This is a genomic window from Streptomyces agglomeratus (genome assembly GCF_001746415.1).
Taxonomy (GTDB): domain Bacteria; phylum Actinomycetota; class Actinomycetes; order Streptomycetales; family Streptomycetaceae; genus Streptomyces; species Streptomyces agglomeratus.
In genome coordinates this window covers 5969207-5982555 of the sequence record NZ_MEHJ01000001.1, presented here as the reverse complement: position 1 = coordinate 5982555, position 13349 = coordinate 5969207, and the positions used below count along the sequence as shown (strand labels likewise).

General features: G+C 70.6%; 10 protein-coding genes. All 10 read right to left on the bottom strand.

The features are described from left to right. The 10 genes from tpiA to AS594_RS26010 all read right to left on the bottom strand — a co-directional run bounded on the left by tpiA (position 1) and on the right by AS594_RS26010 (position 13145). Positions 1-789, bottom strand: a complete 789-nt coding sequence (gene tpiA, locus AS594_RS26055) for a triose-phosphate isomerase (RefSeq protein WP_069929292.1) — start codon at positions 787-789, stop codon at positions 1-3. 6 nt (positions 790-795) lie between these two features. Continuing rightward, entirely contained in the window at positions 796-2007 is a 1212-nt protein-coding gene (locus AS594_RS26050; RefSeq protein ID WP_069929291.1) for a phosphoglycerate kinase, read from the bottom strand. A 105-nt stretch (positions 2008-2112) separates the two neighbouring features. Beyond that, positions 2113-3117 (bottom strand): type I glyceraldehyde-3-phosphate dehydrogenase, encoded by a 1005-nt coding sequence (gene gap, locus AS594_RS26045; RefSeq protein ID WP_069929290.1) that lies wholly within the window; start codon positions 3115-3117, stop codon positions 2113-2115. Positions 3118-3340: 223 nt separating this feature from the next. After that, positions 3341-6301 (bottom strand): M14 family metallopeptidase, encoded by a 2961-nt coding sequence (locus AS594_RS26040; protein WP_069929289.1) that lies wholly within the window; start codon positions 6299-6301, stop codon positions 3341-3343. 157 nt (positions 6302-6458) lie between these two features. Continuing rightward, complete coding sequence (gene whiA, locus AS594_RS26035; protein ID WP_028813910.1) at positions 6459-7448, bottom strand: DNA-binding protein WhiA; 990 nt, start codon at positions 7446-7448, stop codon at positions 6459-6461. Continuing rightward, entirely contained in the window at positions 7439-8473 is a 1035-nt protein-coding gene (locus AS594_RS26030) for a gluconeogenesis factor YvcK family protein (RefSeq protein WP_069929288.1), read from the bottom strand. Before AS594_RS26030 ends, whiA begins: the two co-directional genes overlap by 10 nt. Next, positions 8470-9450, bottom strand: a complete 981-nt coding sequence (gene rapZ, locus AS594_RS26025) for an RNase adapter RapZ (protein ID WP_069929287.1) — start codon at positions 9448-9450, stop codon at positions 8470-8472. The genes AS594_RS26030 and rapZ overlap by 4 nt, the downstream gene beginning before the upstream one ends. Next, positions 9447-11507, bottom strand: a complete 2061-nt coding sequence (gene uvrC, locus AS594_RS26020; protein ID WP_069929286.1) for an excinuclease ABC subunit UvrC — start codon at positions 11505-11507, stop codon at positions 9447-9449. The genes rapZ and uvrC overlap by 4 nt, the downstream gene beginning before the upstream one ends. Before the next feature lie 127 nt (positions 11508-11634). Then, complete coding sequence (locus tag AS594_RS26015; RefSeq protein WP_069929285.1) at positions 11635-12471, bottom strand: hypothetical protein; 837 nt, start codon at positions 12469-12471, stop codon at positions 11635-11637. Positions 12472-12476: 5 nt separating this feature from the next. After that, a complete protein-coding gene (locus tag AS594_RS26010) occupies positions 12477-13145 on the bottom strand; it encodes a papain-like cysteine protease family protein (RefSeq protein WP_069929284.1) in 669 nt (222 codons plus the stop codon). Positions 13146-13349 lie beyond the last annotated feature (204 nt).

Genomic DNA, 13349 nt, shown 5'->3' with positions numbered 1-13349 from the left:
TCACTGGTCGCGGAACCGGACGATCTTGACGAACTCGTCCGCGTCCAGCGCCGCGCCGCCCACCAGGGCCCCGTCGACGTCCGGCTGCGCCATGATCGCGGCGACGTTCCCGGACTTGACCGAGCCGCCGTACTGGATGCGGACCTTGTCGGCCAGCTCCTGCGAGTACAGCTCCGCGAGACGCCCGCGGATCGCCCCGCAGACCTCCTGCGCGTCCTCGGGCGTGGCGACCTCGCCGGTGCCGATGGCCCACACCGGCTCGTACGCGATCACGATGGACTCGGCCTGCTCGGCCGGGATGTCCTTCAGGCCACCGTCGAGCTGAGCGAGGGTGTAAGCGACCTGGTTGCCCGCCTTGCGGATGTCCAGGCCCTCGCCGACGCACAGGATCGGGGTCAGGCCGTGCTTGTACGCGGCCTTGACCTTGGCGTTGCAGAGCTCGTCGCTCTCATTGTGGTACTGCCGGCGCTCGGAGTGCCCGACGGCGACGTACGTGCACTTGAGCTTGGCGAGCATCGCGCCCGAGATCTCACCGGTGTAGGCACCGGACTCGTGCGCGGAGACGTCCTGGGCGCCGTACTTGATCTTGAGCTTGTCGCCGTCCACCAGCGTCTGCACGGACCGCAGGTCCGTGAAGGGGGGCAGGACCGCGACCTCTACGGCGTCGTAGTCCTTGTCGGCGAGCGCGAAGGCGAGCTTCTGGGTGTGCGCGATGGCCTCGAGGTGGTTGAGGTTCATCTTCCAGTTGCCCGCCATCAGCGGGGTGCGCCCTTGGGTAGGAGCAGTCATTGAGGGTCAGTCCTCCAGTGCGGCGAGGCCGGGAAGCGTCTTGCCCTCGAGGTATTCGAGGCTGGCGCCGCCACCGGTCGAGATGTGGCCGAATGCGTTCTCGTCGAAGCCCAGGATGCGGACCGCGGCGGCGGAGTCGCCACCGCCGACCACGGTGAAGGCCGGGCTGTCGACGAGGGCCTGGGCGACCGCTTTGGTGCCCTCGGCGTAGTCGGGGTGCTCGAAGACGCCCATCGGACCGTTCCAGAAGACGGTGGCCGCGTCGGCGAGCTTCGATGCGTACAGCTTGCGGGTCTCGGGACCGATGTCCAGACCCTCCTGGTCGGCCGGGATGGCGTCCGCGGCGACCGTCGTCGGGTTGGCCGGAGCCTTCGTCTTGAGGTCCGGGAACTCCGCGGAGACCAGGACGTCGACGGGGAGCACGAACTCCACGCCCTTCTCCTTGGCGCGCTTCAGGTACTCCAGGACCGTGGGGACCTGGTCCTCCTGGAGCAGCGAGATGCCGACCTCGTGGCCCTGGGCCTTGAGGAAGGTGTACGCCATGCCGCCGCCGACCAGGATGCGGTCGGCCTTCTCCAGCAGGTGGTCGATCACGCCGAGCTTGTCGGAGACCTTGGCACCGCCGAGGACGACGACGTACGGCCGCTCGACTTCCTCGGTGAGCTTCTTCAGGACGCCGACCTCGGTGGCGATGAGGCCGCCGGCGGCGTGCGGCAGGCGGGCCGGGAGGTCGAAGACCGACGCGTGCTTGCGGTGCACGGCGCCGAAGCCGTCGCCGACGTACACGTCGGCGAGCTGGGCCAGCTGGTCCGCGAAGGCGCCGCGCTCGGCGTCGTCCTTCGAGGTCTCACCGGCGTTGAAGCGCAGGTTCTCGATGACGGCGACCTCGCCGTCGGCCAGGCCGGCGACGACGGCCCTGGCGGACTCGCCGACCGTGTCGGTCGCGAAGGCGACGTCGGTCTTGAGGAGTTCACCGAGGCGCGCGGCGGCGGGGGCCAGCGAGAAGGCCGGGTCCGGGGCACCCTTGGGGCGGCCGAGGTGCGACGCGACGACGACCCGGGCACCCGCGGCGGCGAGCTTCTCGATCGTCGGCTGGACGGCGCGGATACGGCCGTCGTCGGTGATGGTGGTGCCTTCGAGCGGCACATTGAGGTCGGCGCGGACGAATACCCGCTTGCCGGCGACCCCTTCGGCGAGAAGTTCGTCGATCGTCTTCATCTGTTTCCTGGACTCCTTGGGACACAAAACACGTGACAAGGCCCGGGCAGCGCCGCGTTGCGCTGCCCGGACCGTGTGCTCACATCGAGGTGCCTGCCGTACGGGTCAGAGCTGGCTGCCGACGAAGACCGTGAGGTCGACGAGGCGGTTGGAGTAGCCCCACTCGTTGTCGTACCAGCCGATGACCTTGACCTGGTTGCCCTCGGCCATGGTCAGCGACGAGTCGAAGGTGCAGGAAGCGGGCTCGTTGACGATGTCGGAGGACACGATCGGGTCGACCGTGTACTCGACGATGCCCTTGAGCTCGCCCTCGGCGGCCTTCTGGAAGGCCGCGTTGATCTCGTCCTTGGTAACCTCGCGCTCCAGCGTGATGACCAGGTCGGTGACCGAGCCGGTCGGGACCGGGACGCGCATCGCGATGCCGTCGAGCTTGCCCTTGAGCTGCGGCAGGACCAGCGCGGTCGCCTTGGCGGCGCCCGTGGTGGTCGGGATGATGTTCTCGGCGGCGGCGCGGGCACGGCGCAGGTCGGAGTGCGGGAAGTCCAGGATGCGCTGATCGTTGGTGTACGCGTGCACCGTGGTCATCAGGCCCTTGACGATGCCGAAGTTCTCGTCGAGAACCTTGGCCATCGGCGCCACACAGTTCGTGGTGCAGGACGCGTTGGAGATGACGTGGTGGTTGGCCGCGTCGTACTTGTCCTGGTTGACGCCCATCACGATGGTGATGTCCTCGCCCTTGGCCGGAGCCGAGATGAGGACCTTCTTCGCGCCACCGGCGAGGTGCTTCTCGGCATCCGCCTTCTTGGTGAAGATGCCGGTGGACTCGATCACGACGTCGACGCCGAGGTCGCCCCAGGGGATGTCCGCCGGGTTGCGCTCGGAGAGCACCTTGATGGTGTGGTCGTCGACGGTGATGGTGTCCGCCGTGTGCGAGACCTCGGCCTTGAGGCGGCCGAGGATGGTGTCGTACTTCAGAAGGTGTGCCGTGGTCGCAGTGTCACCCAGGTCGTTGACAGCCACGATCTCGATGTCCGCACCCTGCTCCAGCAGCGCCCGGAAGTAGTTGCGCCCGATGCGGCCGAAGCCGTTGATGCCTACGCGGATCGTCACGAAACCGATCTCCTCGTTGGTACGCCGGGTTTCGACGCCGGCGAGATGTATGGGATGTCCCCGACCGCTTCCGACCCTACCTCTACGTGGCCCCGCGGGTGACATCGAGCGGGGCCGGAAACGGCCCGGCGGCCCCTACTCCCCAGTAGGGAATACGGACCGCCGGACCCGCCGGTCCCGGCGCCGGGACCTGCGGTGTCAGTCGTGCGGGACGCCGGGCACGTCAGTCGTGCAGGACACCCAGCACCCTGCCGAGCAGCTCCGCCCGCTCGACCGCGCCGGGTACCTGCTCCAGGCCGAAGCCGAGGAGCACGGTGTCGCCGGTCGTGATCGCGCCGTACGGGACGAAGAGCTCTCCCGTGCGGGTCCAGTCGCCCGCCACGGCGGGGCTGCCCGCCGGTGCGCCGGGCACCGTCCAGGTGCCGAGCGACGTCTCGAAGCCCTCCGTCTCCTTCTCCGCGCCGCCCACGACGAGCCGTGCGTCGTCCGCGAAGACACCGCGGCCGCCGGAGCCCGGGTCGGTGATGCTGCTGAGCGAGAGCTCGACCTTCTTGCCCGCGTAGGCGCTCAGGTCGAAGGAGAGCTGCTTCCAGCCGCCGGAGGAGCCGGTGAAGCTGTTCCACGCCCCGGAGGTGCCGGTGGCCTTGCAGGCGTCGGACTCCTGGGTCAGGTAGTGCCTCAGGAACGGGTGACCGCTGAGCAGGTAGCCCTGCTCGCACTCCGCCGGGACGGTGGCGGTGGTGGCGCCGCCCGCCTCCGGCAGCGTCGTCCAGTCCTCGCCGCCGTCGGTGCGGGCCTCCATGACGGCGTGGTCGTAATCGGCCTCGGTGTTCCAGTTCAGGGCGAGGCGCAGCTCCGGTTTGTCGGCGGCGCTCACCGCGGTGAGGTCGAAGGTCCTGGTGAGCCGCTTCCAGTCGTTGTCCTCGTGGGTCGCGGCCGCCATGCCCTGACCGGCGTACGGGGCGTACGGGTTGACGGCGCCGGTGTAGCGGCCCGCCTGCTCACTGGCGAACTGGGGGAACTGCGCGGCCGGCAGCACCGACGACGTGGAGATGTACGCTCCCGGGGCGTCCAGCGGGTTGCCGGGCGCGCCGGCCAGCGGACCGGCCGTACCGGCCAGCGGGCCGAGGCCGCTGAAAGCGGTGGCTCCGGGCGCGCTGCTCCGTCCGTAGGCACCGAGGTAGTACTGGCTGAAGTCGTTCGTCGAGGCGCGGCCCACCACCGCGTTGCCGCCCGTGAGTTCACCGGCCTCCAGGAGTTTGCCGCCCTCGTTGAGGAAGGCGCGCAGGGCGAGCTGGGTGGGGCCGGTGGGGGCCTTCGCGCCGGTGTAGTGGACGACCGTACGGAAGTGGGAGAGCACGCCGAGGGCGTGCGGGGCGCCCTGGGTGGCGACGTCCCACACGGCGGCCCTGTGTCCGGTGGTCGCGAGCGCGTCGACGTAGGTCCGGGTGTGATGTGCGGGGGCCCCTTCCTCGGCGATCACCAGGACGTCCGCCCTGGGGCGGTCGGCGAGGGTGTACGTGAAGTGCTCGCTGGAGACGCGTTCGCCGGCCTTGGTGCGCCCGGTGAACCAGACCTCGACCTTGTCGCCGACGTCGCCGTCCTGGACCTTGGCGCGGTACTCGTCGAAGTGCAGGTTGTCCTCGCCGCCGAAGGTCTCGCCGCCCTTCCAGGGGCGCAGCTTCTGGTCGTGGACGCGGCCGCCGTTGACGCGGTACCTGAGCTCCTTGTCGCGCACCGACTTACGGGCGGTGACGGAGATTTCCTGGTCGGCCCACCGCGCGTACGACGTCGTGAAGGGGTCGACGGTGAAGTCGGGTGCCTCCATGCCGACGGCCGAGGACGGCCGGTCGGGGTGCGCGGCGGTCTCCGCGACGGAGAGCGCGAAGGGGACGTTCTTGGCGAACTCCGCCTGGATCAGCTTCTCGTCGTCGGGGAAGTTGAACCCGGACTGGCAGTCCTCGGGCTTCCACCGGTCGTCGGGGTCGATGTTCGACGCCGTCTGGCAGGTGGTCATCTCGGGGGTGAACATCATCGTGCCGTTGACGTTGGCCGCGTGTCCGTCGGCCTCGCCGTTGGTGGTGTAGAGCTCGGAGGAGACCTGCGGGTAGTACCCGGGAACGGCCGGCTTTTCGGGCGTTCCCGCGAGCGCCTTGTAGAGCACGTCGTCCGGGGTGGGCGTCGCGACCTGCCAGCCGACTCCGTAGAGGATCAGTTCGGCGGCGGAGTGGTAGTTGATGCCGTACTCGAAACCGATGCGCTTCTGGAGGCGGTCCAGCGCCCGGGTCTCGGGCTCGGACATGGGGGAAGCGCCGCGGTACGTGGAGCTTGCGGGGTTGGGCGACGAACCCTCGTTGTCGTAGCCCCACTTGTAGGCGAAGTTGCGGTTGAGGTCGACGCCGTCGCTCGCGGTGTACTTGCCGTCCGCGTCGGTGTCGCGCATGTTCTTGCGCCAGAGGCGGTCGCCGGCCGGGTCGTGGGTCCAGTCGTATCCGTCCGGGTTGGCGGAGAGCACGAACCAGAGCTCGGTGGAGTCCACGATCTTCGTGATGCGGCGGTCCTTGCCGTACCGGTCCAGGTAGTGGTGCATCAGCCGCCGCGTCATCTCCGGGGTGATCCACTCACGGGCGTGCTGGTTGGACAGGTACAGCACGGAGGGCTTGGCGCCGTCCTTGGTCTTCTTCGCGCCCTTGCTGACCTTGAGGGCGAGGATGTCCTTGCCCTGGACGGTCTTGCCGAGGGAGACGACCTTGGTCAGGTCCGGGTGGGCGTGACCGGTCCTGACGATCTCCTCCTGGAGATTGCCCTTGCCGCTGTACGGGCGGTAGACGTCGTCCCCGGCGGCGGCGATACGGGATTCCGTCTTCGCGGAGACCTTGCGCTCGGCGAGGTTCCTGACGCCCTTGGCGGCCAGTTCCCGGGCCTGTGCGTCGGTGAGGAACAGCTCGACGCGCGCCGTGCCCTTCTCGGGTGCGCGTTCGCCCATCTCGTGGGCGTCCTGGCCGGCCGCCAGGAGCAGGGGTATCTGCTCCTTCGTGACGTCCGCGCTGAACACCTTGACGGCGTCGGTGCCTGCCTCGGCTCCGCCCGCGCGCGGCCCCTCGGCCTGGGCGGCAGGTGCCACCGTCGCGCCGCCGATCAGTAACGCGCCCGCTGCGAGGATCGATCTCGCTCTGCGTCTCATGAGCCCCCCTTGCTGTTGCCTGCCACGTAAGTGAACAGACGACAGGCTCATGACAGTCCATGGTCATGTCAATAGCGCCTACAGGGGTACACGAAATCGCCGTCGGTGCCTCCCGGGAGGCACCGACGGCGGAAACGAGTCGCGCGGGTGAGGCGGATCAGCCGACCAGGCCGTCGGCCATCTCCTCGGTGATCGTGGACTCCGTGCCGGGGATGCCGAGGTCCTGGGCCCGCTTGTCGGCCATGGCGAGCAGGCGGCGGATACGGCCCGCCACGGCGTCCTTCGTGAGCGGCGGGTCGGCCAGCGCGCCCAGCTCCTCCAGGGATGCCTGCTTGTGGTCCATGCGCAGCCGTCCGGCGGCGGCGAGGTGCTCGGGCACCTCCTCGCCGAGGATCTCCAGCGCGCGTCCGACCCGGGCACCCGCGGCGACCGCGGCCCGCGCGGAGCGGCGCAGGTTGGCGTCGTCGAAGTTGGCGAGGCGGTTCGCGGTGGCGCGGACCTCGCGGCGCATCCGCCGCTCCTCCCAGGCCAGCACCGACTCGTGCGCGCCGAGGCGGGTCAGCAGCGCGCCAATGGCGTCTCCGTCCCGTACGACGACACGGTCCACGCCGCGCACCTCGCGCGCCTTGGCGCCGATGGAGAGTCTGCGGGCGGCGCCGACGAGGGCGAGGGCGGCCTCGGGGCCCGGACAGGTGACCTCCAGCGAGGACGAACGGCCGGGCTCGGTGAGCGAGCCGTGCGCGAGGAACGCGCCACGCCAGGCGGCCTCGGCGTCACACGTGGCGCCGGAGACGACCTGCGGGGGCAGACCGCGGATGGGGCGGCCGCGGCCGTCGACCAGCCCGGTCTGGCGTGCCAGCTGGTCGCCGCCCGCGACCACCCGTACGAGGTAACGGGAGCCGCGTCGCAGACCGCTCGGCGCCATCACCACCAGCTCGGAGTGGTGCCCGAAAATCTCCAGGATGTCCTTCTTGAGCCTGCGGGCCGCGAAGCTCACGTCCAGCTCCGCCTCGATCACAATCCGGCCGCTCACCAGGTGCAGCCCGCCCGCGAACCGAAGAATCGCCGAGACCTCCGCCTTCCTGCAGCAGGTCCGGGTGACGGGAAGCCGGGAGATTTCGTCCTTCACCGCTGCCGTCATCGCCATGGGCCGATCCTTCCATGCATCCGAAAAATACGGTCGTACGCGGCGGCCAACAGCTCCGGGTCGTGCTTCGGGGAGCCATCGGGCGCGGCGACCGGCGCCAGCTCGACCGCGGCTCCGAGCCGCTTGGCGGCATCGGCGAGGGACTCGCGATCGGGCACGGCAGCCTCGTCGGCCAACACCACGTCCAGGGCGAGTTTAGGGGCGTGTCGTCCCAAAACCTCCAAATGACGCTGCGGAGAGAACCCATCGGTTTCTCCGGGTTGCGGCGCGAGGTTGAGCGACAGGACCCGGCGGGCCTTCGTCTCGACGAGCGCGTCGAGCAGCTCGGGCACCAGGAGGTGCGGAATCACCGAGGAGAACCAGGAGCCGGGACCGAGCACCACCCAGTCCGCGTCGAGCACGGCGGCGACAGCCTCGGGGACGGCCGGCGGGCCCTGCGGGACGAGGTGTACGGACTGCACCTCACCGGGGGTGAGCGCCACGGTGGCCTGGCCGCGGACCGTGTCCACGTCGTCCGGCCGCAGAGGGTCGTGCCCCCGTACGAGCGCCTGGAGCTCCAGGGGCACGGCGGACATGGGCAGCACCCGGCCGTGCGCTCCGAGGAGCCGGCCGACCAGGTCCAGGGCCTGGACGTGGTCCCCGAGCTGCTCCCACAGGGCGACGATCAGCAGATTGCCGACGGCGTGGTCGTGCAGGTCGCCCCGGCTGGAGAAGCGGTGCTGGATGACGCGTGACCAGGTCTGGCCCCAGTCGTCGTCCCCGCACAGCGCCGCGAGCGCCTTGCGCAGGTCACCCGGGGGCAGAACGCCCAGCTCGTCGCGCAGCCGCCCGCTGGAGCCGCCGTCGTCGGCGACCGTGACCACGGCGGTCAGGTCGCCGGTGATGCGCCGCAGCGCCGTGAGCGACGCGGAAAGCCCCATGCCGCCGCCGAGAGCGACCACCTTGGGCTGGGCGCCGCGCTTGCGCTGCGGCCGCGCGGCGTCATTGCCGCGCAGCCGCCGCAGGCGGAAGTTGCGTCCGGTCACTCGCGCCCCATGTCCCGGTGGACGAGGACGGTCTCCACGCCCGCGGAGGACAGCCGGGCGGCCAGCTTCTCCGACATGGCGACACTGCGGTGCTTGCCGCCCGTACAGCCGACGGCGATGGTGACGTAGCGCTTGCCCTCACGGCGGTAACCGGCCGCGATGAGCTGGAGCAGCTCGGTGTACTGGTCGAGGAACTCCTTGGCGCCCGGCTGGTTGAAGACGTACCCGGAGACCTCTTCGTTGAGGCCGGTGAAGGGGCGCAGCTCCGGGACCCAGTGCGGGTTCGGCAGGAAGCGGCAGTCGACGACGAGGTCGGCGTCGACCGGCAGGCCGTACTTGTAGCCGAACGACATGACCGTGGCGCGCAGCTGCGGCTCGTCGTCGCCCGCGAACTGGGCGTCCATCTTGGCGCGCAGCTCGTGGACGTTGAGGCTGGAGGTGTCGATGACCAGGTCGGCGTCGCCGCGCAGCTCGCGCAGGAGGTCGCGCTCGGCCGCGATGCCGTCGGTGATCCGGCCGTCGCCCTGGAGCGGGTGGGGGCGGCGTACGGATTCGAAACGCCGCACGAGGGCGTCGTCGGAGGACTCCAGGAAGACGATCCGCCGGGTGACCTCCTTGGCGTCCAGGTCGGCCAGGGACTCGCGGAGGTTGTCGAAGAAGCGCCGGCCCCGGACGTCGACCACGACGGCGATACGGGCGACGTTGCCCTGCGAGCGGGCGCCGAGCTCCACCATGGTGGGGATCAGCGCGGGCGGCAGGTTGTCGACGACGAACCAGCCGAGGTCTTCGAGGCACTTCGCGGCGGTGCTGCGGCCCGCTCCCGACATGCCCGAGATGATCACCAGCTCGGGGATGGGCTGCTCGGCCGCGTCGCCGTTGTTGCCGTTGTTCCCGCTGAGGCCGTTCTGGCCGGTATCCCCGTTGTCCCCGGTGGTGCCCGTACTCACGTCTGCTCCGTCTCCGTGGTGCTCAGTCATTCCTGCTGCCCCCGATCCGACGGGGAGACCGCGGGCGAGACCGCCGCGGCTTCCGCGGCGTTCGCGGTGTCCTCGTCGTACTCAATGATCTCTCCTGTCGCCGTGTTCACGGCGGGTGCGGCGGGTGCCGCTTGTGCGAGGAACCCGGCGACCGTCTCGGCCGTCTTCCGGCCTATCCCCGGAACCTCGCAGATCTGGTCGATTGTCGCGGACCGGAGCTTCTTCACCGAACCGAAGTGCTTGATCAGGGCATGCTTGCGCGTCTCACCGAGGCCGGGCACCTCGTCCAGCGGGCCCGCCCTGAAGCGCTTGGCGCGCTTGGTGCGCTGGTAGCGGATGGCGAAGTCGTGAGCCGTGTCACGGACGCGCTGGAGCAGATAGAGGCCCTCGCTGGTGCGGGGCAGGACGACCGGGTCGTCCTCGCCGGGCACCCAGACCTCTTCGAGCCGCTTGGCGAGGCCGCAGACGGCGATGTCGTCGATGCCCAGCTCGTCGAGGGCGCGCTGGGCGGCGGCCACCTGGGGCTGTCCGCCGTCGACGACGACGAGCTGCGGCGGGTACGCGAAACGCTTGGGCCTGCCGTCGTCCTCCCCGTTCGGGTCCGGCTCGGCGGACACCTCCGTGGCCCCGTTCTCCTGGATCCACTCCCCCGTCCTCTCCTTCTCCTGGAGATAGCGTCGGAAGCGGCGGGTGAGCACCTCGTGCATGGACCGGACGTCGTCCTGGCCCTCGAAGGTCTTGATCTGGAAGCGGCGGTACTCGCTCTTGCGCGGCAGCCCGTCCTCGAAGACGACCATGGAGGCCACCACGTCGTCGCCCTGGAGGTGGGAGATGTCGAAGCACTCGATGCGCAGTGGGGCGGAGTCCAGGCCGAGCGCCTCCGCGATCTCCTCCAGGGCGCGGGAACGGGTGGTCAGGTCGGACGCGCGCTTGGTCTTGTGCAGGACGAGGGCCTGCTGGGCGTTGCGCTGGACCGTCGCCATGAGGTCCTTCTTGTCGCCGCGCTGCGGGATGCGCAGCGACACGTTCGCCCCGCGCCGCTCCGCGAGCCACTGGGAGACCGCCGGGGCGTCCTCGGGCATGGCCGGGACGAGGACCTCCTTGGGCACCGCGTCGCCCTGCTCCTCGCCGTACAGCTGCTGGAGGGCGTGCTCGACGAGGCCGGCCGTGTCGACGGCCTCGACCTTGTCGGTGACCCAGCCGCGCTGGCCGCGCACCCGTCCGCCGCGTACGTGGAAGATCTGCACGGCGGCTTCCAGCTCGTCCTCGGCGAGAGCGATCAGGTCGGCGTCGGTGGCGTCGTTGAACACCACCGTGTTCTTCTCCAGGGCGCGGCGCAGCGCCCCTATGTCGTCGCGCAGGCGGGCGGCCCTCTCGTACTCCATGTCCTCGGCGGCCTCGTGCATCTGCTGCTCGATGCGCTTGAGGTACTGGCCCGTGCGGCCGGCCATGAAGTCGCAGAACTCCTCGGCCAGTTCCCGGTGCTCGCCGGGCGTGACGCGGCCCACACAGGGGGCGGAGCACTTGCCGATGTAGCCGAGGAGGCAGGGCCGGCCGGTCCTGGCGGCGTTCTTGAAGACGCCGGCCGAGCAGGTGCGTACGGGGAAGACGCGGAGCATCAGGTCGACGGTCTCGCGGATGGCCCAGGCGTGACCGTACGGACCGAAGTAGCGCACGCCCTTCTTCTTGGGGCCGCGCATGACCTGGACCCTCGGGAACTCCTCGTTGAGCGTCACGGCGAGAGACGGATAGCTCTTGTCGTCCCGGTACTTGACGTTGAAGCGGGGGTCGAACTCCTTGATCCAGGAGTACTCCAGCTGGAGCGCCTCCACCTCGGTGGAGACCACCGTCCACTCGACGGACGCGGCCGTGGTGACCATGGTGCGGGTACGCGGGTGGAGATTGGCCAGGTCCTGGAAGTACGAGGACAGGCGCGGGCGCAGGCTCTTCGCCTTCCCGACGTAGATCACCCGGCGGTGCTCGTCGCGGAATTTGTAGACCCCCGGCGAGTCGGGGATCTGTCCCGGCTTGGGGCGGTAGCTGGAGGGGTCTGCCATGCCACACACCCTACTTGCGGGCGGTGACAACGCGGGTGCGGCCGGGGCCCGGACGCGCGGGTGCCGGGACGCCCGGCAGGGGCCCGGTGCGGGGGCGGGGGGCACTCGGCCTCCCGCCCCCGCTTCGCTAGCCGCCCGGAGCCGTGCGGCGGCGCATCCGCAGTGCCGTCGCGGCCAGGGCCAGGGCGGCGAGTCCCCCGGCGCCCGCGGCCACAGGGGCGACGGGCGACGGTTCGGCGGAAGACGCGGCGGCGCCGGAACCGGTGGCTGCCGGCGCCGGCGCACCGTAACCGCCGGCGCCGCCCTTCTTCGCGTACGCCGAGCCGGGGAGCTTGTCGCCGTACGCCTTCCGGACGCGGTCCCGGTAGGCGGCGAGCGTGGTGCCGCCGGCGCCCACCGCGCGTACGGCGTCCTCGTCCAGGGGCAGCACGCGCGCGTGGCGCTGCACGTACCAGGCGTCGATCTGCGGCTCGCGGAAAACGGTGCCTCCCGGGAGCGTGCGGGCGCCCTTCGCGGCGAAGCGCGCCTCGTCGTCGCCTGTGGCGATGTTCACCACCTGCCAGGAGCCGTCCGGGCCGTTCCCGGGAACGGTCCACAGCGACGCCTTCTGCCCGTCCGCGGAGACGGCTGTTCCCGCCAGGTACTCCAGTTCCGCCACCGGAGCGCCCTCGCGGCCCGCCACGAAGTCGGGGGCGAGCGTGTGGACGGGCACGGTGGCGTCGCCGACACGGGGGGCGGCCGCCGCCTCGGTGACGGCTGCCTCACGGGCGAAGAAGCGCGCGAGGGTGGCGCGGACGGCGGGTGCGGCGGCCGCCTTGTGAGCGGCGGCCAGGTGCTCGGCGGAGGGCGCCGCCGGGGCAGGAGGCACCGGGTTCACGTCGGCGCGGGCGAGCGGGGCGAGGCCCAGGAGGAGGGTCGCGGCCGCCGCGGCGACGGCGGCCCTGGTGACATGTGCGGCGGTCATCGCTGTCACGCCCCTGTCCGGTAGAGCGAGTGGGTCCAGGAGAAGGAGTTGTTGTTGACGTACCAGCTGTGGGACGCCCAGTTGTAGCGGTCGCCGGTGGCCCAGGGGTCGCCCCAGTAGACCCAGCTGTTCGCGGTGTCGTAGCCGTAGACGACGTGCATGTGACCGCCACCGCTCTGCCACTGGATGCGGGTCTCTATGGGGCGGTCGGCGTTGATCTCGGTCTGTACGGTCGGGTAGCGGAGCCAGCCGCTCACGTACGTACCGGGGTTGACGCCCGCCCATGCGAGGCCGTTCTGGACGTTCCCGAGAGTGGCCTGGCTGTTGGGGCATTCGGTGCCCTGCTGGCGGCCGAAGGCTGCGTTGCAGAACTGGTTCTGGGTGTGGTTCCTGCCGAACCAGGCGGCGATGGTGTTGCCGCCGGCCGCCCAGCACCAGTTCGTCTTCTGCTGGGCCTGCATCGTGATGTCGAGGCGCTTGGCGGCGAGCACGGCCGACGGCTCGGCGGTGTCGGTGGCAGTGACGGCCGTGGCGGTGGCGGCCGTGGTGGCGTTGCCGGTGGCCGTGGCGGTGGCCGTGGTGGCTGCCATGGCGCTGGTCGTAGTGGCGGGGACGCAGAGCAGGACTGCGGCGGTCACGACGGCCGGGGAGAGCCGTCTCTTTCGGTTGCGCATCGCGTTCCTCCCGAGGCGGGGGGGGGGGTGGAGGAGCGCGTCCGGACGCTGTTGAGGAGCATCAGGGTGTTGTCGCGGGCAGGTCAACACGCTTCAATGCGGGTGACACAGCGCTGTGAACGGTGCGACCCATGAGTGAACATTCCTCGCTCCGCCGACCTGGCCCACCGGCCCCGTCTGCGCGCGCCGCACCGGTCACGCCGT